This window comes from Muribaculum sp. NM65_B17, assembly GCF_004793735.1.
GTDB classification, from domain to species: Bacteria; Bacteroidota; Bacteroidia; order Bacteroidales; family Muribaculaceae; genus Muribaculum; species Muribaculum gordoncarteri.
On sequence record NZ_SRYY01000003.1, the window covers coordinates 66,206 to 86,466 of the forward strand.

Sequence of the window (20,261 nt, forward strand, 5' to 3'; positions counted from 1 at the left end):
ATCGCTATAATTAAAAGGTCTCAAAAATAAGTGGGTACAGACGATTTGTAAAAACATCTGTGCCCACTTTGTTTGTTATATTCAGAAAAACAATTGCAATATGCGACTTAACGGACGACGCGAAAGCAACAACGTTGACGACAGGCGCGGACAACGCAGGATCGGAGGTATTCCGATGAAAGCCGGTGGCATGAGCATCGGAGCCATTGTGATAGTAGGAATCCTTACATGGATCATGGGCGGTAATCCGCTCGAAGTGCTCACCGGAAGTTCCGGCATGATGGGCGGCCAGGAGGCTACTGCATCCTACACGCCTTCGGCCCAAGAGGAGGAGATGGCTACATTCTCGCGGCAGATTCTTGCCGCTACCGAGGATGTGTGGACCGAGGAGTTCCGCAAGATGGGAAAGACCTATCGTCCGCCTACTCTTGTTCTCTTCACGGGATCCGTGCAGAGCGGATGCGGTAATGCATCGGCATCTACGGGCCCGTTCTATTGCTCGGCCGACGAGAAACTTTACATCGACCTTTCATTCTTTGAGCAGATGCGACAGTCAATGGGTGCGGGAGGCGACTTTGCCTATGCCTATGTGATTGCCCACGAAGTGGGACACCATGTGCAGCACCTGCTCGGAGTGCTCGACGATGCTCACTCCCAGATGTCGCAGATGAGCCAGTCCGACGCCAACAAGGTGAGCGTGCGCATTGAGCTGCAGGCCGATTTCCTTGCCGGAGTGTGGGGCTATCATGACAATCGCCTTTTCCAGTCGCTTGAAGAGGGTGACCTTGAGGAGGCTATAAACGCCGCCTCTAAGATCGGTGACGATTATCTTCAGAAACAGGCGCAGGGCTATGTAGTGCCCGATGCCTTCAATCACGGCCGTTCCGATCAACGCATGCGATGGCTGAAACGCGGATTGACTACAGGCGACCTTCGTCAAGGCGATACGTTCAGTATGTCTTATAATTCGCTTTAATTGGTGATTAATTTGGTCAAAAGTTCTTCTTTTGAATAAAAATAACCATATTTTCTCGCTCGATTTAAACGTTTATGGCATATTTGTATCTAATCCAGTAAAAGATTATAAGTCATGAAAAGATTAATTCGCATTTTTGTCATTGCCTTGGTTAGTATAGCTATGATGGTGCCCCCGATTGAAGCTCAATCGAGGACAACAGGCAATCGTAACGAAAGATCACACAGCACACAGAACTCGCGACCGAATAATTCCGGCCGCCCGAGTAACAGTTCCGGCCGTCCCGGTAATAACAATAACGGCCATCGCCCCGGCAACAACGGCCATCGCCCCGGCAATAACGGCGGCAGCAACGGTCATCGCCCGGGTAACAATAACCCCGGTCGTCCCGGCAACAACAATAACGGCCACCGTCCCGGCAATAACGGTCACAATCCCGGCCGTCCCGGTCATGGAGGATATAATCCCGGTCGTCCCCATCGTCCCGGTGGCGATTATCGCCCCAATCGTCCTCACCGTCCTACTGTGATTGTACCGCCTCATCGTCCCCATCGCCCGCCTATGCGTCCGTGGTCGCGTCCCGTTCCGCCTCCGTCATGGCGTCCTCGTCCCGCTGCTCCCGTAATCGCCTCAATCCTCGGCATTACTTTTGGAACGGCAATCAATATGTCGCTCGACTATCTGATCAATCGCGGTTATACAATCGACGGTTATGGTAACGATGCCGTATATCTTCGCGATGTCAACGAAATGTCATATTATTGGCCCGATGCCACACTCTATTACGGAGCAGGAGGGCTTGCCCGCTCGGAGTTCCTCTATTCGACAAGCTACCCTGACCCCATGCGTTACAATTCATTGTACACAAGGTTTAACCGCACCTACGGCCCGCCTATCAACATTGTTAGGACAGGAGGCGTATTGTCGGCCACTTGGTTTGCTCCCAACCGAGGTTATGTGACTATCGACTATCGCTCCCAATATTCATTGGGAGGGGATCTGCGATACTTCACCACACTCACCTTCGGACTCTAACTTTTGTTAATTAAATATTGTCGATTTTTGCCTCGAAAAGCTTCAAAAAGGCTTTTCGAGGTCTTTTGTCATAAAATGTTGGCATTTAATTGCAGTTTAGCTGCAAAATATAGCGATTATATGTATTTTTGTTGGTAAATTTGCACACTTGGTATAAATCATTTTACTGTAGTGGATGATGAATAAGAGGAAAAATCGTTTACAGGCTATACTTGAGTTGCTTTCAAGTAACAGCATAGGCAGTCAGGATGAATTGCTGCAGATGCTGGCTCTTCGCGGATTCATGGTCACGCAGGCCACGTTGTCACGCGATTTGAAGTCATTGCGCACAATAAAGGTTGCAACCGATCTTGGCGGTTATCGTTATGTGGTTCCGTCGGCATCGGGACATGCCAATGTAGACGATATTACCGAAAACATTCCATCTACGGTCCAGTCGGGAACGCATCAGGCAGTAATGTCCATGGCGATTTCCGGCAATATTGTGGTGCTGAAGACACGCACAGGCTATGCCAGCGGCCTCGCTTATGACATCGACCAACTTGCCGCGCCGTTTATACTCGGTACGATACCGGGTGCGGCCGACACCGTCATAGCGATAGTTGTCGAGGGCACTGACAGGGGTGAAATTTTTGAATATTTCCGAGGATTCCTTCCCGATGATGTGATTGATGCGGCACGCGATCAGTTTTTATGATTATCCTAATTATTAATTAATAAATATAGCAATACTTAAAGCAAGAAATGGTAGACCCATCTAAGATTGAAGTAGTCGTTGCTTCGGAGGAGCACATCAAGTATGTCGACGAGATTCTTGACACTATCAATCGCGCTGCCAAGGTGCGCGGCACCGGTATCGCGAAACGCTCTCCCGAATACGTGAAGCAAAAGATGCTTGAACGCAAGGCTGTGGTTGCTTTGTGCGAAGGCGAGTTTGCGGGATTCAGCTACATTGAGTGCTGGAGCAACAAGGAGTTTGTTGCTAATTCCGGATTGATTGTTGCCGATAAATACCGCGGAATAGGTTTAGCTACACGCATCAAGCGACGAATCTTCAGGCTTTCGCGAGAGATGTTCCCCGATGCCAAGATATTTTCTCTCACTACGGGAGCCGCAGTTATGAAAATGAATTTTGAATTGGGCTATCGACCTGTTACATTTGACCAGCTCACCACCGATCCGGCTTTCTGGCGCGGATGTGAAAGTTGCGTCAATTTCGACATATTGCAGCGTAACGGAGGACACAAGTGTTTGTGTACCGGACTGTTGTATGACCCAAAGGAAACACAGTATCATCGTAACGACAATGTCGAGGGCGAGTGACCCGTAATCACAGTTTTAAATAGTTATTAATTAAACATCTGAAATTTACAATTATGGAAAATAATAAGAAAGTAGTACTCGCCTTCAGCGGCGGCCTTGACACATCATTTGCGGTTAAGTATCTTAGCGAGGATTGCGGATACGAGGTGTACACCGCCATTGCCAACACCGGCGGCTTCTCGCCCGAGGAGCTCAAGTCGATAGAGGAGCGTGCGCTTGCTCTCGGAGCCAAGGCCCATGCCACACTTGACATCACTCAGGAGTACTACGAAAAGAGCATAAAGTACATGATATTCGGTAACGTTCTTCGTAACGGTACCTATCCCATATCGGTTAGCTCGGAACGTATATTCCAGGCTATCGCCATCATCGAGTATGCAAAGAAGATAGGCGCTCACTATGTGGCCCACGGAAGCACAAGCGCAGGTAACGATCAGGTGCGCTTTGACCTTACCTTCCAGATTCTCGCTCCTGAAATCGAAATCATCACTCCCACGCGTGACATGAACCTCACCCGCGAGTATGAGATAGAGTATCTTAAGAAGCATGGCTATGTAGCCGACTTCAAGAAGCTTGAATACTCCATCAACAAGGGACTGTGGGGAACATCGGTAGGTGGAAAGGAAACCCTCCACAGCAATGAAACACTTCCCGAGGAGGCCTATCCCACGCAGATGACTGCAACCGCCGACAGCCGACTCACTATCGACTTCGACAAAGGCGAAATCGCTGCCGTGAACGGAGTGCCGTTTGCCGATAAGGTAAAGGCAATTCAGCACATCGAGGAGATTGTCGCACCTTATGCTCTCGGCCGTGACATGCACATCGGCGATACTATCATCGGCATAAAGGGCCGCGTTGGATTTGAGGCCGGTGCTCCTATGGTCATCCTTGGCGCTCACAAGATGCTTGAAAAGCACACTCTCACCAAGTGGCAGCAGTACTGGAAAGATCAGCTCGGCACATGGTACGGCATGTTCCTGCATGAGGCTCAGTATCTTGAACCCGTGATGCGTGACATCGAGAAGTTCCTTGAGTCATCGCAGCGCAATGTTACCGGACGCGTCATCATCGACTTGAAGCCCTATCGCTTTATCCTTGTGGGAGTTGAGAGCGACTTCGACCTGATGAAGACCTCATTTGGCGAATACGGCGAAATAAGCAAGGGCTGGACAGCCGACGATGTAAAGGGTTTTACCCGCATCCTCGGCAACCAGATGAAGATATATTACTCGATTCAGGAGCGTAACAATAAAACTCGTGAAGTATGATAAAGGCCGGAATCATAGGAGGCGCAGGTTATACCGCCGGTGAACTGCTTCGACTGCTTGTAAATCATCCCGATGTGGAGATAGAGTGGGTCAACAGCTCAAGTAACGCCGGAAATCTTGTGACCGATGTGCATCAGGGACTTATCGGAGAGATGGATCTAAGGTTCATCTCCGATACTCCGCTAGATAAAATAGATGTGCTTTTCTGTTGTACTCCCCATGGCGAAACCCGCAAGTTCATGGATGCGCATGAACTGCCCGAGTCGCTTAAGGTGGTGGACCTGTCGACCGATTACCGTATAGAGGACGGCACTCATGACTTTGTCTACGGATTGCCCGAACTCAACCGCAAGCGCATTGTGCGCGGAGCCCGTCACGTGGCCAATCCCGGTTGTTTTGCCACGGCTATTCAGCTCGCCTTGCTGCCGCTTGCCAAGAATCTGTTGCTGAACAGCGACATACACATCACCGCTATAACAGGGAGCACCGGAGCCGGCGTGAAGCCATCGGCCACAAGCCACTTCTCATGGCGCAACAACAATGTGTCGATCTACAAGCCGTTCAAGCATCAGCATCTTGCCGAGATACGCCAGTCGCTGAGCCAGTTGCAGTCGAGCTTCAAGTCCGAGATTAATTTTATTCCGGTGCGCGGTTGCTTTGCACGAGGCATAATGGCAATTGTGTACCTCGACTGTCCGATTGACATCGAGCAGGTGCGCGCACTCTATGAGGATTACTATTCCGACCACAACTTTACTTTCATAACCGACAAGGCTCCCGACCTGAAGGATGTTGTCAATACCAACAAGTGCATCCTGCATCTTGAGAAGGTCGACGGCAAGTTGCTCATCACATCGGTGATCGACAATCTTGTCAAGGGTGCTTCGGGCCAGGCCGTACACAACATGAACCTGTTGTTTGGCCTTCATGAGCGTGTAGGCCTTCAGTTGAAGCCGTCGGCATTCTGATTCACCAATAACACTGAATGAAAAAATGAAACTTTTTGATGTATATCCCTTATTCGATATAGAAATAGTGGCTGGACGCGGATGTCATGTCTACGACAATAACGACTGTGAGTACCTTGACTTTTACGGCGGACATGCCGTTATATCGGTGGGTCACTGTCATCCTGTCGTGGTCAAGGCCATCGACGAGCAAGCTTCAAAGCTGATGTTCTACTCCAATTCGGTTATAAATCCGCTACAGGCCCGCCTGGCCGAGAAGCTTGGCAAGGTGTCGGGCTACGAGGACTACCAGCTGTTTCTTGTCAACTCGGGCGCCGAGGCCAACGAGAATGCCCTTAAACTCGCTTCGTTCCACACCGGAAAGTCGCGTGTCATCGCATTCGGCAAGTCGTTCCACGGCCGCACTTCGGCAGCGGTTGAGGTTACCGACAATCCCAAGATTGTGGCACCGATCAACGACAACGGTCATGTGACATTCCTTCCGTTGAATGATATCGACGCAGTGTGTCGCGAGCTTGCCAAGGGCGATGTCTGTGCCGTTATAATCGAGGGTATTCAGGGTGTGGGCGGAATCCGCATCCCCGACGATGACTTCCTGCGCGTGCTTCGCGAGGAGTGTGACCGTTACGGAGCTGTGCTTATTCTCGATGAAATTCAGTCGGGATATGGTCGCACGGGTCGTTTCTTTGCCCATCAGTATTCGGGAATACGCCCCGACATAATCACTGTAGCCAAGGGCATAGCCAACGGTTTCCCCATGGGCGGGGTCATTATCAGCCCTGAGTTTGTGCCCGCTTACGGACAGCTTGGAACTACCTTCGGCGGAAATCATCTCGCATGCGCCACGGCAATAGCAGTCCTTGAGGTGTTTGAGAATGAAAATCTGGTTGATAACTCGGCTAAGGTAGGTCAATATCTGCTTGATTGTCTTAAGGAGATTCCCGGAATAAAGGAAGTGCGCGGACGGGGCCTTATGATAGGAATCGAGATGGACTATCCCGTAAAGGATCTGCGCAAGCATCTCATCGAGGTAGAGCACGTGTTTACAGGTGCTGCCTCGACCAATATAATCCGTCTGCTTCCTCCCTTGTGCCTCACCAAAGCCGAGGCCGATGAATTTATAGTGCGCTTCAAGCGTGCCCTCGCAGCCAACGGTAAGCTATGAAGATAGGAATAATAGGTGGCGGAAACATGGGAGGCTCCATTGCGCGTGGCCTCGTAAGAAGCGGCTTTATGCCTGCCTCCGACATTGCCGTGAGCTCGCCTCGCAATGTAACGCTTGACGCGCTTTCAGCCGATTGCCCCGGACTGCAGGTGTCGACCGACAACAGCACTGTAGTGCAGGGAGCTGATGTCATTATACTTGCCGTAAAGCCGTGGCTCATAGGTAAGGTGCTTGATGAAATAGCCCCGCGTGTGGCATTTCGCGAGCAGATTATCGTGTCGCTTGCTGCCGGAGTGTCGCTGAGCGATATCGATGCCATGTTGCACCGCTACTCTTCGTCACGCACCCTGTTCAGGGCTATTCCCAATACGGCCATGCTCGTGGGAAGCAGCATGACATTCCTGTGCAGCGACAATGCTACTCCGCAGCAGGTCGACATGGTTAAGTCGATATTTGATGCACTCGGTACGGCCGCCGTGATTGATGAGCGGCTCATGGGTGCCGCTACTGCGCTGTGTTCATGCGGCATCGCTTATGCAATGCGTTACGTAAGAGCGGCTACCGAGGGAGGTGTCGAGCTTGGTATATATCCGCATAAGGCCAAGGAGTATGTCCTTGCCACATTGCGCGGTGCCGTGGAGCTGCTTGAGGCTACAGGCAACAACCCGGAGGTGGAGATCGACAAGGTCACGACCCCCGGCGGCATAACCATCAAGGGTCTTAACGCCATGGAGGCCCACGGCTTCACTACTGCGGTAATCGAGGGACTGAAGGCATCATCCAACGGATAACTGTATGTCGGTCAATAAGGTCATATTGATAGGTAACGTAGGACAGGACCCCGAGATACGATATATCGAAACTCGTCCCGTGGCTTCGTTTACGCTTGCGACTACCGAGCGGGCATATACTAACGCTGCGGGAGTGCAGATTCCCGAACGTACCGAGTGGCACCGCATCGTCATGTGGGACCGTGCCGCCGAAACCGCCGAGAAATATATACGCAAGGGTACCAAGCTTTATATCGAGGGGCGGTTGCGCACTCGTGTGTGGGAGGACCGCAATACCATAAAACGCTCGGTAACGGAGATATATGTCGATAATTTCGATATTCTTTCCCGCCCTTCGGCTCAATAAAGGATAATAGATGATATGAAACCGGATGTCGCTGTAGTGGTGTCGCAACTGGTCACGGGCTATCGTGGCCAAGGACATGACACGGTTGTGTCGGGCCCTTTCAGTGCGGAATTGCACTCAGGCGAGCTGACTTGCCTGCTTGGTCCCAACGGAGCCGGAAAGTCTACGCTGTTGCGCACGCTGTCGGCCTTCCAGACGCCGTTACGTGGCGACATATCCATTGTGGGACGCTCGCTTGATTCCTATTCCGAAACAGAACTGGCCAAGGTGATAGGCGTGGTGCTTACCGACAAGATCGGGGTCAACAATATGACGGTGGCTCAGCTTGTGGGTCTTGGCCGCAGCCCTTATACCGGCTTTTGGGGTACGCTCGGCGATGATGACCGTGAGGTTGTCGATGAGGCTATGACGCTTGTAGGCATTGCGGAGTTGCGTGATCGCGCCGTGCAGTCGCTCAGCGACGGTGAGCGGCAGAAGGCGATGATAGCCAAGGCTCTCGCACAGCAGACTCCCGTGATATTCCTTGACGAGCCTACGGCATTTCTTGACTATCCGAGCAAGGTTGAGATTATGAGGTTGCTGCACTCACTGTCGAGGTCGGGTGGCAAAACTATTTTCCTGTCGACCCACGACCTTGAACTTGCCCTGCAGATAGCCGACTGTATATGGCTTATGGATAAGAAGCTCGGCATCGTTACCGGCTCACCCGAAGATTTGTCGCTTAACGGCTCAATGTCACGATACTTTGAACGTGACGGCATTCGTTTTGACATGGACGCGGGAGTTTTCCACATCGACTACCGGCCCGGCTGTTCGGTTAAGGTGACAGGATGCGGTGCCCGTTGCAACATGGTGAGGAAGGCTTTGTTGCGCAATGGCGTAGGATGTGACGAAAGCAGCGATGATGTCGTTGTCGAAGTAGGCGACGACGATTATTCGGTTAATGGATGCAAGGTGGCGACGATAGCCGAGGTAGTCAATGAGGTGATGCGGCTGTGCTGACACTCGGTCGCTGTGTCAGATGTCCATCTCTATAACGCCTCCGTAGGGAGGTTGCATGTCAAATGCGTTTTCTTTGGTAGCTTGGCCTTGCAGCATCATGGCTTGAAGTATTGTGCCTCCGTGGGCGAATACGATGACGCATCGACATCCGCTTTCACGCAGGTCGTCGAGAAAGTCGGCCACTCTTGCCTGTTGGTCGGCAAATGACTCGCCACCCGTTGCCCTTACATTGAAAAAGTCGTCATACCATTCATTGATTCTCGGATCGGTTATCTCGTCAAACCGCTTCATCTCCCATTCTCCGAAATTAATCTCCATCAATCGTGCGTCACGTAATGCATCGCTGTAGCCGCAATGCTCGGCGAGCCTGACGCAGCGTGACAGCGGACTTGTGTAGACGCGGTCGGGAGCGTATCGGGCTATGCGTGACGCAACGGCTGCCGCCTCGACGGGAAATGACTCGCGAAGTCCTACATCGCTTTGCCCGTAGCATGTGCCGGGCGTTACATCGACCGATGTGTGTCGTACCATTATAAGTTTCATCGCAGGCTTCCGAATATTATCGTTACGCTTATATAGAACGACATTTCACTTATGAGGAACAAGGCTCCGCAGCAGTCGCCGGTGTAGCCTTGGATGCGGTGTCGCATCATGAGAACCAGCAGTAGGGTGGCTATGATGGGTGCCGCCGCGCTTATTATATATGTATAAGGGAGCAAAAGAAGTGACGGCAGGGCTATGAGCAGAGATATGAACCATGCCAGTGGTGACATGCGGTTGTATATCGTGTGGGCCTTTGACTCCTCCTCTTTTCGCGCGTATGGCAGGAGGTTGATGACCTGCGACGCGCAGAATTTGCTCCACACATCGCCTGCGATAAGCGTCATGCACGCGAGATGTAACGGCAGTGACGAGATGAGCGTCACGAAAAGCGTATAATATATAATGAGTGATATGACTCCGTAGGTGCCTATGTGCGAGTCCTTCATTATTGCGAGTATCCGCTCGCGTGATGTGCCGCCGCCAAATCCGTCGCAGAAGTCGGCCAGTCCGTCATCATGAAGTGCACCAGTCAGGATAAGTCGCGCAGCAATCGCCATCAATGCTGCGACAGTCGCAGGCAGAATCTGTGCCGACAGCCACATCGTCAACGCCATTACGCCTCCCGTCAGCCAGCCGGTGAGAGGCCACAGCTCCACGACACGCTTGAAATAGTGTGACGGCACTTCGACCATCCTCCACAACGGAAGCCGGGTGAAGAACATGAATGCAGCGAGCACGCGTTTCATGTCAGAAGTATTTTGTCACGGCCACATCGGCAAATGTGTCCATGTCGTTAATCATCTTTACGGCCGATTGCAGGATAGGGTAGGCGCACACCGCTCCGCTGCCCTCGCCAAGACGCAGGCTGAGGTGCAGGATGGGGTGCGCTCCGAGAGCCTGCAGCACGAGTTTGTGTCCCGATTCGTCGCCCTGATGTCCGAACACTGCATAGTCGAGCACTTCGGGATAAAGCTTCGATGCCGCAAGGATGCAGTTGGTCATGATGAAGCCGTCGACGATTATAAGCATACCGAGTTCGGCCGCACGTAACATTCCTCCCACGGCCATTACCAATTCATATCCGCCAAACCATGCCATAATGTCGGTGACGCTGCCGTCGCCACGATAGTTGTCGAGCGACTCCTTGAGCACCTCATACTTGTGGCGTATGCCGTCGTTATCGAGTCCCGCTCCGGCCCCGATGCAGTCGGCGAGGGGTATTCCGGTGAAAAGATGCATCCACATTGACGACGGAGAGGTGTTGCCGCTGCCCATCTCGCCAAAGCTGACGACATTGCAGCCTGAAGCGTGAACATCGCTCACCACTTCGGCTCCGCGTTGCAGGCACAGCTCCATCTCCTCGGTGGTCATTGCCGGCCCGTAATGGAAGTTGCGGGTCGACCGGCGCACTTTCATGTCGATGATGCCGTGTCCGGCAGGTATGTCGTAATCAACGCCTGCATCTACAAGAACGAGCTTGAATCCATGCTGATTGCACAGGAAGTTTATGCCCGCGCCCCCTTTGGCAAAGTGTCCGAGCTGCTGCCATGTCACCTCCTTGGGCGACACGCTCACGCCGTCGGCTATGATTCCATGGTCGGCTGCAAACAGGATGTTGTGGGGATTGCGCAATTCAGGTGACAAAGTGCCTTGTATCAGTCCTATCCTCAACGCCAGCTCTTCCAGCATGCCGAGTGAGCCCTTGGGCTTGGTGAGATTGTCGATTCGATTCTGTAGCGGCTCCTTTAACGATGCGTCGGGGCGCTTTATGTCAAATGTCATAGCGTGTTATTTTATTTTCATTGATATTCCGGAAATGAGCATGTAAACATCATCGGCCGATGATGCGATGTAACGGTTGATTGAACCTTGCAGATCAGTGAATGTGCGTTGCAATTTGTTGGCACTCGTGCCTCCAAGTCCTATTTCATTTGTTACAATAAGGTAGGTTGCGTCGTGAGCGGTAAACCGGTCAAATTCCTCCTTCATGCGTTTCAAGGCTTCTTGGCCGTCGCCTTCGCAAATGTGAAGCATATTGGAGGCCCACATCGTGACGCAGTCCACAAGCACCACTCGGTTGGTCATGTCGATGCTTCCGAGATGCAGCGGCTCCTCGACGGTTTTCCACTCATCGCCTCGTCGTGAACGGTGGATCTCAACCCTGTGGCACATCTCGTCATCGAGAATCTGTGAAGTGGCTAAATAGACCGGATTGTCTGAAAGGTCACGTGCGGTTTTCTCGGCAAATTCGCTTTTGCCCGAGCGTTGTCCTCCGGTCACCATTATTATTCGGCGTGACATGATTTTTGTGATGATTGGTTATTCTTATGCAAAGTTACTTATTACTTGCAACAAAATTCTCCTATAAGTTGCTTTTTTGGATTAAAAGGAGTAACTTGCACGTTGAAAATAACCAAAATAGGCCGATTAACTGCAAATAAGTGTAAAAAGTACACTTTTATGTTGTAAAACATAAATAAAAGGAGTAGCTATGTCGATTATAAGTGTTATTTTTACACCCAAAATAAAACCAACCATTTTAACAATCAAAAAACGCTATCATGAATTACTGGAAATCTTCCGCATTATGCGTGAGCATAGCTCTGGCTATGAGTGCTTGTGGTAACAAGCAGTCCGATTCACAACTAACAGCTTCAGGTTTGAATCCCGATGACTTCGTGACTGATGTCAACGGAAAGACAACCGGTCTTTACACTCTTACCAATGACAATGGCATGGAGGTTTGCGTTACCAATTTCGGCGGACGCTTAGTGTCGATCATGGTTCCCGACCGTGACGGCAAGTTCCATGACGTGGTGCTGGGCTTTGACAGCATCGCCGATTATCTTCCCCAGAACAATGCAAGCGACTTCGGTGCTGCAATCGGCCGTTACGCCAACCGCATCAACCAGGGACGCATCGTTCTCGACGGTGACACTGTTCAGCTTCCCCGCAACAACTTCGGTCATTGCCTGCACGGCGGTCCCACAGGATGGCAGTATCAGGTTTATGACGTGACTTCGGTTAACGACAGCTCAATCGTGCTCACCATGCATTCACCCGATGGCGACAACAACTTCCCCGGAAACGTAGAAGCTACCGTTACCTACACGCTTACCGCCGACAATGCAATCGATATCGATTACAAGGCTACCACCGACAAGAAGACTGTGATCAACATGACCAATCACTCTTACTTCAACCTCAACGGCGACCCCGATTCTTCAATTGTTGACAATATCCTCTATGTATGCGCCGACACATTTACTCCCGTTGACCGCACTTACATGACCACAGGCGAAATCGTGCCCGTAGAGGGAACTCCTATGGACTTCACCACTCCCAAGGCTGTGGGTCAGGACATCGCAAATACTGATTACGACCAGATTAAGTTTGGTAACGGTTACGACCACAACTGGGTGCTCAACACTGCAGGCGACGACTCACAGGTAGCTGCAAAGCTCGTTGCTCCTACAACCGGCATCACACTTGAAGTACTCACCGACGAGCCCGGAATCCAGGTTTATTCAGGCAACTTCCTTGACGGAAAGGTTACCGGTAAGAAGGGCAAGGTTTACAAGCAGCGTTCAGGCATCTGCCTCGAAACCCAGCACTATCCCGACAGCCCCAACAAGGCAGAATGGCCTTCGGTTGTGCTTGAACCCGGTCAGACCTACTCAAGCCACTGCGTATTCAAGTTTGGCGTAGAAAAGTAATGACTATCAAACAAATCAAACAGTATATTCTTAACTTAAATCGTAACTCTTTATGGCATTATTAGACTGGCTTGTCGTAGGACTATTCTGTATAGCCCTCATAGGCATCATAGTATGGGTGATGCGCCAGAAACAAAACAATGCGGAGGACTACTTCCTCGGAGGTAAGGATGCAACCTGGATTGCCATCGGTGCATCTATCTTCGCTTCAAACATCGGATCGGAGCATCTTATCGGACTTGCGGGCTCGGGTGCGTCCAGTGGTATGGCTATGGCTCACTGGGAGATTCAGGGTTGGATGATCCTTATTCTCGGTTGGGTTTTTGTACCGTTCTATTCACGAAGCATGGTAATCACCATGCCTGAGTTCCTTGAACGCCGCTATAACTCACAGTCACGTACCATTCTTTCGCTGATTTCTCTTATCAGCTACGTTCTCACCAAGGTTGCCGTTACAGTTTATGCCGGCGGTCTTGTATTCCAGCAGGTGTTCGGTATCGATACACTTTGGGGCATAGATTTCTTCTGGATTGCCGCTATCGGCCTTGTTCTCATCACCGCTCTCTACACCATATTCGGAGGTATGAAATCGGTACTCTACACATCGGTGCTGCAAACACCCATATTGCTGCTCGGTTCACTGATAATTCTTGTGCTTGGTCTTCGTGAACTTGGAGGCTGGGACAAGATGATGGAAATCTGTTCGGCTGTTGAGGTTAACCAATACGGCGATACAATGTCCAATCTTATCCGCGACAACCGCGATCCCCAGTATCCTTGGCTCGGAGCCTTGATCGGTTCGGCTGTTATCGGTTTCTGGTATTGGTGTACCGACCAGTTCATCGTTCAGCGTGTACTCTCGGGAAAAAATGAAAAAGAGTCACGCCGCGGTACAATCTTCGGCGCTTATCTCAAGCTCCTTCCCGTGTTCTTGTTCTTGATTCCCGGTATGATCGCATTTGCGTTGCACCAGACTCAGGGCGACTTCTTGCCTATGCTTGCCAACGGCAATCCCAATTCTGATGCCGCTTTCCCGACTCTCGTGGCCAAGTTGCTTCCCGCCGGAGTAAAGGGTCTTATCGTGTGCGGTATCCTTGCAGCTCTCATGTCATCTCTTGCTTCGCTGTTCAACTCATCGGCAGCACTCTTCACTATCGACTTCTACCAGCGTTTCCGTCCGAAGACCGACCCCAAGAAACTCGTTCGCATCGGTCAGGCTGCAACAGTGGTAATTGTGGCTCTCGGTATACTTTGGATTCCGGTTATGCGTTCGGTAGGTGATGTGCTGTATCTATATCTCCAGGATGTACAGTCAGTCCTTGCTCCCGGTATCGCAGCTGTATTCCTTATGGGTATCTGCTGGAAGCGTGCAACTGCCCAAGGTGGTATGTGGGGTCTTATCGCGGGTCTTGTGATAGGTATAACCCGTCTTTGCGCAAAAATATACTACAGCAATGCCGATGTAATTCCCGGCGGTGATACAAGCAACATATTCCAGTACCTCTTCTATGATGTTAACTGGTTGTTCTTCTGCGGATGGATGCTTGTATTCTGCTTGCTCGTAGTATTTGTAGTCAGCTTGTTCACCAAGGCTCCCGAACCTGAAAAGATCAAAGGTCTTGTATTTGGCACATCTACCGCTGAACAGCGTGCTGTAACCCGCGAAAGCTGGAACCATTGGGATATAATCCACACTGTCATCATCCTTGGTATCACAGTGGCATTCTACTGGTACTTCTGGTAATCATCTATTTTCATGCTGATCTGTCATGACTGATTTCTATAAAAGCAATCCGCAATTCTTTGTAGGTGTCGACTGTGTAATTTTCGGGCTCAACAAGGGCGAGTTGAGCATTCTGCTCGCCAAGCGTAACTTTGAGCCTGAAAAGGGTAAGTGGTCGCTTATGGGTGGCTTCGTGCAGGAAGGCGAGAGCGTCGATGACGCCGCCAAGCGCGTGCTCCTTGAGCTGACCGGACTCAACGATGTCTACATGGAACAGGTGGGTGCCTTTGGCGCTGTCGACCGCGATCCGGGCGAGCGTGTAATATCGGTGGCATATTATGCATTGATAAATTTCGATGAATACGACCGTATACGCGTGATGGAACACAATGCCCAGTGGATCAGCATCCACGAAATGCCTCAACTGGGCTTTGACCATCCGAGCATGATTGAAAAAGCCCGTGAGCTCATACGCCGTAAACTGACGCATGAGCCCATCGGGTTCAATCTGCTGCCCAAGCTTTTTACGCTTACTCAGCTCCAGTCGCTTTACGAAACGATACTGGGCGAGAATATTGACAAACGTAACTTTCGCAAGCGCATAGCCGAAAATTGCTGCATAGAGAAGACCGACCAAATCGACAAGACAAGCTCGCGTCGTGGTGCGTCGCTCTATAAGTTCAATGACAGGGCTTATCGCCGCGACCCTAAATTTAAAATCTAATAGAAAAATATGCTTGAAGATTTGAAACAAAAAGTGTTTCAGGCCAACCTCGACCTGGTGAAACACGGATTAGTAATATTCACCTGGGGCAATGTGTCGGGTATCGACCGTGAAAGCGGCCTCGTGGTGATTAAGCCCAGCGGTGTCGACTATGACACCATGAAAGTGTCGGATATGGTAGTCGTTGACCTCGACGGTAATGTCGTTGAAGGCGACCTTCGTCCTTCGTCCGATACTCCCACTCACCTTGCCTTGTACAAGGCGTTCCCTGAAATAGGAGGCGTGGTTCACACTCATTCAACCTATGCTACCGCATGGGCTCAGGCCGGCATCGACCTCCCGAACATCGGAACAACGCATGCCGATTATTTCCATCAGGCAATTCCCTGCACTGCCGACATGACCGAGGCCGAAGTAAAGGGCGAATATGAACTTGAAACAGGCAACGTGATAATCGAGCGTTTCAAGGGCATGAATCCCGTTCACACTCCCGGTGTCCTGGTTAAGAACCACGGTCCCTTTGCCTGGGGCAAGGATCCTCACGACGCTGTGCATAACGCCGTTGTGATGGAGCAGGTGGCCAAGATGGCGAGCATAGCCTATTCGGTAAATCACAACTTGACAATGAATCCTCTGCTGATCGAGAAGCATTTCAACCGCAAGCACGGTCCTAATGCCTACTACGGTCAGAAGAAGGCTTGATAATCAACCCAAAACAAACAATAAAACCAACAAAATACAAATACCTAAACTAAATTACAATGAAAGCTTTTGAAAACTTAGAAGTATGGTGGGTAACCGGTGCACAGTTACTCTATGGCGGAGATGCAGTAGTAGCAGTTGACGCTCATTCCAAAGAAATGGTTGACGGCCTGAACAACTCGGGCAACCTCCCTATAAAGGTGGTGTATAAAGGCACTGCCAACTCATCGAAGGAAGTTGAGGCTGTAATGAAGGCAGCCAACAACGATGAAAAGTGTGTCGGCATCATCACTTGGATGCACACCTTCTCACCTGCCAAGATGTGGATTCACGGATTGCAGCAGCTTCGCAAGCCCCTTCTCCACCTCCACACTCAATACAATGCCGAAATTCCCTGGGACACCATGGACATGGACTTCATGAACCTCAACCAGTCGGCTCACGGCGACCGTGAATTCGGTCACATCTGCGCTCGCATGCGTCTGCGCCGCAAGGTTGTTGTAGGTTACTGGAAGGACGAGGCAACCCAGAAGAAGATTGCCGTATGGTCACGTGTTGCAGCTGCTTGGGCCGATGCTCAGGACATGCTCATCTTGCGATTCGGCGACCAGATGAACAACGTAGCCGTAACCGACGGTGACAAGGTTGACGCTGAGCTCCGCATGGGCTATCACGTTGACTACTGCCCCGTAAGCGAGCTGATGGAACACTACAAGAAGGTGACCGACGCTCAGGTTGACGAGCTCGTAAAGGTTTATTTCAACTCTTATACTCACGCTCCCGAGCTTGAGCAGCCCGGAACCGAAGGCTACATCTCGGTATGGAATGCTGCAAAGGCTGAGCTCGCTCTTCGTTCAATCCTCACTGCCAAGGGTGCAAAGGGCTTCACTACCAACTTCGACGACCTCGGTACTCAGGACATCAACGATCCCAAGTTTGTAGGTTTCGATCAGATTCCCGGTCTTGCATCGCAGCGCCTCATGGCCGAAGGTTACGGTTTCGGTGCTGAGGGCGACTGGAAGTCGGCTGCTCTTTACCGCACACTCTGGTACATGAGCCAGGGTCTTAACGGCGGTTGCTCGTTCCTTGAAGACTATACCCTCAACTTCAACGGTGCCGAGAGCTCGATTCTTCAGGCTCACATGCTTGAGGTTTGCCCGCTTATCGCTGAAGAGCGTCCTCGTCTTGAGGTACACTTCCTCGGAATCGGTATCCGCAAGGCTCAGACCGCACGCCTCGTGTTCACTTCAAAGCCCGGTGCAGGCATCACTGCCACTGTCGTTGACATGGGCAACCGCTTCCGCCTCATCGTGAACGATGTAGAGTGCATCAAGTCAAAGCCGCTTCCCAAGCTCCCCGTAGCTTCGGCTCTCTGGATTCCGATGCCCAACTTCGAGGTTGGCGCAGGCGCATGGATTCTTGCCGGCGGTACTCACCACTCTTGCTTCTCTTACGACATAACTCCCGAATATTGGGAAGACTATGCCGAAATGGCCGGTATCGAGATGGTTCGCATCGACAAGGACACCACCATGCAGGGATTCAAGAAGGAACTCCAGCTCAACGAAATCTACTACATGCTTAACAAAGCTCTCGTATAAAAAACGACCGCAATGAAAGCAGAAGCAAAAGCAACCATAGAAGCGGGTAAGGCCATCCTTGGTATAGAGTTTGGCTCTACCCGCATCAAGGCAGTCCTTATCGACGAAAACAATCGTCCCATAGCGCAGGGCAGTCACGAGTGGGAAAACCAGCTTGTCGACGGTCTTTGGACCTATAGCATCGAGGCTATATGGTTTGGCGTTCAGGATTGCTACCGTGACCTTCGCGAAAATGTCAAGGAGCAGTATGACACTGAAATCGAAACATTGGCTGCGATAGGAGTCAGCGCTATGATGCACGGTTACATGGCATTTGACGAGAATCAGGAAATTCTCGTGCCTTTCCGCACATGGCGCAACACCAACACCGCACAAGCTGCGGCTGAACTCTCGGAACTATTTGTCTACAACATCCCCTTGCGCTGGAGCATATCACACCTCTATCAGGCCATCCTTAACGGCGAGGAGCATGTAAAGGACATCAAATTCCTCACCACACTTGCCGGTTACATCCACTGGCAGCTCACCGGTGAGAAGGTGCTCGGTATCGGCGACGCATCGGGTATGCTGCCCATCGATCCCGAAACCAAGAACTATTCAGCCGCAATGGTTGAGAAGTTTGACAACCTCGTTGCCCCCAAGGGTTACGACTGGAAGCTCATCGACATTCTTCCCAAGGTGCTCCTTGCCGGAGAGAATGACGGAACGCTTACCGAGGAGGGTGCCAAGCGTCTTGACATCTCGGGCCACCTGAATGCCGGTGTTCCCGTGTGTCCTCCCGAAGGTGACGCCGGTACCGGAATGGTTGCCACCAACGCTGTAAAGCAGCGCACAGGTAATGTATCGGCCGGAACATCGTCATTCTCGATGATCGTTCTCGAGAAGGATCTCAGCAAGCCTTACGAGATGATCGACATGGTGACTACCCCCGACGGAAGCCTCGTGGCAATGGTGCATTGCAACAACTGTACTTCCGACCTTAATGCTTGGGTGGGACTGTTCAAGGAGTACACCGAACTGATGGGAGTTCCCGTCGACATGAACGAAATCTACGGCCGCCTCTACAACAACGCTCTCAAGGGCGATACCGACTGCGGAGGCCTCGTGTCCTACAACTACTTCTCGGGCGAGCCTGTAACCGGTCTTGCCGAGGGTCGTCCCCTCTTTGTACGCTCGGTCAATGACAAGTTCAACCTTGCCAACTTCATGCGCGCTCACCTCCACGGTGCGGTAAGTGTGCTCAAGATAGGCAACGACATCCTCTTCAACGAGGAGAAAATCAAGGTTGACCGCATCACCGGTCATGGCGGACTGTTCAAGACCAAGGGCGTGGGACAGCGCATTCTTGCCGCAGCTCTCAATTCACCCATCTCGGTTATGGAAACTGCCGGCGAAGGCGGTGCATGGGGTATGGCGCTTCTCGGCTCCTATCTTGTAAACAACACCGGCTCGCGCAACCTTGCCGACTTCCTTGATCATGATGTGTTTGCAGGCGATGCCGGCACAAGCATCACTCCCACCAAGGAAGAAGTTGAAGGATTCAACGCCTATCTTGAAAACTACAAGCAGTGCTTGGGCGTTGAAATAGCAGCGGTAGAGTACAAGAAGTAACGAATTACTTGTTAAATCCTCATCATAGAAGAGCGGCTCCGCTATCATGCGCGAGGCCGCTCTTCGGTTATTTGGAGGCACCTATTGAATTTATTGGGGATTTATCGGGAATTTATTACCTTTGTAATAATAAAAATCTATATGTCTATGAGCGACATTCAGCAATCAATGCGCAAAATTCTCGAAAGTGAGAGTCGCGCCATCGCCAATATTCCGGTCAGCGATGCCTATGACCGTGCGGTTGAACTTATCGTAGAACATGTTTACCGTCGCGGAGGCAAGCTCGTCACTTCGGGAATGGGCAAGGCCGGGCAGATAGCCATGAATATAGCCACGACCTTCTCATCCACAGGCATTCCGGCAGTAAATCTGCATCCTTCCGAGGCCCAGCACGGCGACTTGGGCGTGCTTCAGCCCAATGATGTGATGCTGCTGATATCCAATTCGGGCAAGACATGTGAAATCATAGACCTCGTTCATCTTACCCATAACCTTTATCCGCAGGTGCCGTTGATTGTCATTACCGGTAATCCCGACAGCGAATTGTCGGCGATGGCCGATGTCACACTGGCCACCGGAGCCTCGCCCGAGGTGTGTCCGCTTGGCCTTACGCCTACTACTTCCACTACCATGATGACTGTGATAGGCGATGTGCTCGTGGTGAATGTAATGCGTATAACCGGGTTTACGCGTGAGGACTATGCCTTGCGCCATCATGGAGGTTATCTTGGACGCAAATCCAGAGGTTCGGAAAATTAAGAGCT

At 51.2% G+C, this 20,261-nt stretch carries 20 protein-coding genes and 1 pseudogene; 17 read left to right on the forward strand and 4 right to left on the reverse strand.

What is annotated here, in order from left to right; translation table 11 throughout:
- Positions 1-100: 100 nt before the first annotated feature.
- From E5354_RS04875 to E5354_RS04920, 10 genes and pseudogenes are all read left to right on the forward strand, one after another.
- Entirely contained in the window at positions 101-976 is an 876-nt protein-coding gene (locus E5354_RS04875; RefSeq protein ID WP_123395462.1) for a neutral zinc metallopeptidase, read from the forward strand.
- Between the two features lie 114 nt (positions 977-1,090).
- Positions 1,091-2,011 (forward strand): hypothetical protein, encoded by a 921-nt coding sequence (locus E5354_RS04880; protein ID WP_135946636.1) that lies wholly within the window; start codon positions 1,091-1,093, stop codon positions 2,009-2,011.
- A 175-nt stretch (positions 2,012-2,186) separates the two neighbouring features.
- Positions 2,187-2,708: an arginine repressor gene (locus E5354_RS04885; RefSeq protein WP_123395464.1), complete on the forward strand. Its 522-nt coding sequence runs from the start codon at positions 2,187-2,189 to the stop codon at positions 2,706-2,708.
- A 47-nt stretch (positions 2,709-2,755) separates the two neighbouring features.
- The gene (locus tag E5354_RS04890) at positions 2,756-3,334 is read left to right on the forward strand and encodes a GNAT family N-acetyltransferase (RefSeq protein ID WP_123395465.1); all 579 of its coding nucleotides are present in this window, start codon (positions 2,756-2,758) and stop codon (positions 3,332-3,334) included.
- Between the two features lie 53 nt (positions 3,335-3,387).
- Entirely contained in the window at positions 3,388-4,605 is a 1,218-nt protein-coding gene (locus tag E5354_RS04895) for an argininosuccinate synthase (RefSeq protein ID WP_123395466.1), read from the forward strand.
- Positions 4,602-5,573 (forward strand): N-acetyl-gamma-glutamyl-phosphate reductase, encoded by a 972-nt coding sequence (argC, locus tag E5354_RS04900; protein WP_123395467.1) that lies wholly within the window; start codon positions 4,602-4,604, stop codon positions 5,571-5,573. The genes E5354_RS04895 and argC overlap by 4 nt, the downstream gene beginning before the upstream one ends.
- 25 nt (positions 5,574-5,598) lie before the next feature.
- Positions 5,599-6,738, forward strand: coding sequence for an aspartate aminotransferase family protein (locus E5354_RS04905; protein ID WP_123395468.1), 1,140 nt, complete (start codon positions 5,599-5,601; stop codon positions 6,736-6,738).
- On the forward strand, positions 6,735-7,529 hold the full coding sequence (gene proC, locus E5354_RS04910; protein WP_123395469.1) for a pyrroline-5-carboxylate reductase: 795 nt from the start codon (positions 6,735-6,737) through the stop codon (positions 7,527-7,529). Before E5354_RS04905 ends, proC begins: the two co-directional genes overlap by 4 nt.
- Before the next feature lie 4 nt (positions 7,530-7,533).
- Positions 7,534-7,857 (forward strand): annotated as a pseudogene (ssb, locus tag E5354_RS04915) (single-stranded DNA-binding protein); the annotation flags it as partial.
- 33 nt (positions 7,858-7,890) lie between these two features.
- Entirely contained in the window at positions 7,891-8,877 is a 987-nt protein-coding gene (locus E5354_RS04920) for an ABC transporter ATP-binding protein (RefSeq protein ID WP_123395471.1), read from the forward strand.
- A 15-nt stretch (positions 8,878-8,892) separates the two neighbouring features.
- On the opposite strand, the gene cobC is transcribed toward E5354_RS04920, so the two are convergent.
- From cobC to cobU, 4 genes are read right to left on the reverse strand one after another with little or no spacing between them, the layout of a single operon-like run.
- Complete coding sequence (gene cobC, locus E5354_RS04925; RefSeq protein WP_123395472.1) at positions 8,893-9,420, reverse strand: alpha-ribazole phosphatase; 528 nt, start codon at positions 9,418-9,420, stop codon at positions 8,893-8,895.
- Positions 9,417-10,166 (reverse strand): adenosylcobinamide-GDP ribazoletransferase, encoded by a 750-nt coding sequence (cobS, locus tag E5354_RS04930; protein WP_135946637.1) that lies wholly within the window; start codon positions 10,164-10,166, stop codon positions 9,417-9,419. The genes cobC and cobS overlap by 4 nt, the downstream gene beginning before the upstream one ends.
- Position 10,167: 1 nt before the next feature.
- Complete coding sequence (cobT, locus tag E5354_RS04935; protein WP_135946638.1) at positions 10,168-11,202, reverse strand: nicotinate-nucleotide--dimethylbenzimidazole phosphoribosyltransferase; 1,035 nt, start codon at positions 11,200-11,202, stop codon at positions 10,168-10,170.
- 6 nt (positions 11,203-11,208) lie between these two features.
- On the reverse strand, positions 11,209-11,721 hold the full coding sequence (gene cobU, locus E5354_RS04940) for a bifunctional adenosylcobinamide kinase/adenosylcobinamide-phosphate guanylyltransferase (protein WP_135946639.1): 513 nt from the start codon (positions 11,719-11,721) through the stop codon (positions 11,209-11,211).
- Positions 11,722-11,981: 260 nt separating this feature from the next.
- Here cobU and E5354_RS04945 point away from each other — a divergent pair, with 260 nt between their 5' ends.
- From E5354_RS04945 to E5354_RS04975, 7 genes are all read left to right on the forward strand, one after another.
- A complete protein-coding gene (locus E5354_RS04945; protein WP_123395476.1) occupies positions 11,982-13,136 on the forward strand; it encodes an aldose epimerase family protein in 1,155 nt (384 codons plus the stop codon).
- Positions 13,137-13,188: 52 nt separating this feature from the next.
- On the forward strand, positions 13,189-14,880 hold the full coding sequence (locus tag E5354_RS04950; RefSeq protein ID WP_123395477.1) for a sodium:solute symporter: 1,692 nt from the start codon (positions 13,189-13,191) through the stop codon (positions 14,878-14,880).
- 25 nt (positions 14,881-14,905) lie between these two features.
- Entirely contained in the window at positions 14,906-15,583 is a 678-nt protein-coding gene (locus tag E5354_RS04955) for an NUDIX hydrolase (protein WP_123395478.1), read from the forward strand.
- A gap of 9 nt (positions 15,584-15,592) precedes the next feature.
- Positions 15,593-16,285 (forward strand): L-ribulose-5-phosphate 4-epimerase, encoded by a 693-nt coding sequence (locus tag E5354_RS04960; RefSeq protein ID WP_135946640.1) that lies wholly within the window; start codon positions 15,593-15,595, stop codon positions 16,283-16,285.
- Positions 16,286-16,344: 59 nt separating this feature from the next.
- Complete coding sequence (gene araA / locus E5354_RS04965; RefSeq protein WP_123395480.1) at positions 16,345-17,886, forward strand: L-arabinose isomerase; 1,542 nt, start codon at positions 16,345-16,347, stop codon at positions 17,884-17,886.
- Positions 17,887-17,898: 12 nt separating this feature from the next.
- A complete protein-coding gene (locus E5354_RS04970; RefSeq protein WP_135946641.1) occupies positions 17,899-19,497 on the forward strand; it encodes a xylulokinase in 1,599 nt (532 codons plus the stop codon).
- A gap of 168 nt (positions 19,498-19,665) precedes the next feature.
- Positions 19,666-20,256, forward strand: a complete 591-nt coding sequence (locus E5354_RS04975; RefSeq protein ID WP_369698982.1) for an SIS domain-containing protein — start codon at positions 19,666-19,668, stop codon at positions 20,254-20,256.
- The last annotated feature ends 5 nt before the right edge of the window (positions 20,257-20,261 follow it).

Excerpts from the sequence above, each read along its gene's own strand:
- E5354_RS04875 (WP_123395462.1), top strand. The coding sequence starts at position 101 with ATGCGACTTAACGGACGACGCGAAAGCAACAACGTTGACGACAGGCGC.
- E5354_RS04880 (WP_135946636.1), top strand. The coding sequence starts at position 1,091 with ATGAAAAGATTAATTCGCATTTTTGTCATTGCCTTGGTTAGTATAGCT.
- E5354_RS04885 (WP_123395464.1), top strand. The coding sequence starts at position 2,187 with ATGATGAATAAGAGGAAAAATCGTTTACAGGCTATACTTGAGTTGCTT.
- E5354_RS04890 (WP_123395465.1), top strand. The coding sequence starts at position 2,756 with ATGGTAGACCCATCTAAGATTGAAGTAGTCGTTGCTTCGGAGGAGCAC.
- E5354_RS04895 (WP_123395466.1), top strand. The coding sequence starts at position 3,388 with ATGGAAAATAATAAGAAAGTAGTACTCGCCTTCAGCGGCGGCCTTGAC.
- argC (WP_123395467.1), top strand. The coding sequence starts at position 4,602 with ATGATAAAGGCCGGAATCATAGGAGGCGCAGGTTATACCGCCGGTGAA.
- E5354_RS04905 (WP_123395468.1), top strand. The coding sequence starts at position 5,599 with ATGAAACTTTTTGATGTATATCCCTTATTCGATATAGAAATAGTGGCT.
- proC (WP_123395469.1), top strand. The coding sequence starts at position 6,735 with ATGAAGATAGGAATAATAGGTGGCGGAAACATGGGAGGCTCCATTGCG.
- E5354_RS04920 (WP_123395471.1), top strand. The coding sequence starts at position 7,891 with ATGAAACCGGATGTCGCTGTAGTGGTGTCGCAACTGGTCACGGGCTAT.
- cobC (WP_123395472.1), bottom strand. The coding sequence starts at position 9,420 with ATGAAACTTATAATGGTACGACACACATCGGTCGATGTAACGCCCGGC.
- cobS (WP_135946637.1), bottom strand. The coding sequence starts at position 10,166 with ATGAAACGCGTGCTCGCTGCATTCATGTTCTTCACCCGGCTTCCGTTG.
- cobT (WP_135946638.1), bottom strand. The coding sequence starts at position 11,202 with ATGACATTTGACATAAAGCGCCCCGACGCATCGTTAAAGGAGCCGCTA.
- cobU (WP_135946639.1), bottom strand. The coding sequence starts at position 11,721 with ATGTCACGCCGAATAATAATGGTGACCGGAGGACAACGCTCGGGCAAA.
- E5354_RS04945 (WP_123395476.1), top strand. The coding sequence starts at position 11,982 with ATGAATTACTGGAAATCTTCCGCATTATGCGTGAGCATAGCTCTGGCT.
- E5354_RS04950 (WP_123395477.1), top strand. The coding sequence starts at position 13,189 with ATGGCATTATTAGACTGGCTTGTCGTAGGACTATTCTGTATAGCCCTC.
- E5354_RS04955 (WP_123395478.1), top strand. The coding sequence starts at position 14,906 with ATGACTGATTTCTATAAAAGCAATCCGCAATTCTTTGTAGGTGTCGAC.
- E5354_RS04960 (WP_135946640.1), top strand. The coding sequence starts at position 15,593 with ATGCTTGAAGATTTGAAACAAAAAGTGTTTCAGGCCAACCTCGACCTG.
- araA (WP_123395480.1), top strand. The coding sequence starts at position 16,345 with ATGAAAGCTTTTGAAAACTTAGAAGTATGGTGGGTAACCGGTGCACAG.
- E5354_RS04970 (WP_135946641.1), top strand. The coding sequence starts at position 17,899 with ATGAAAGCAGAAGCAAAAGCAACCATAGAAGCGGGTAAGGCCATCCTT.
- E5354_RS04975 (WP_369698982.1), top strand. The coding sequence starts at position 19,666 with ATGCGCAAAATTCTCGAAAGTGAGAGTCGCGCCATCGCCAATATTCCG.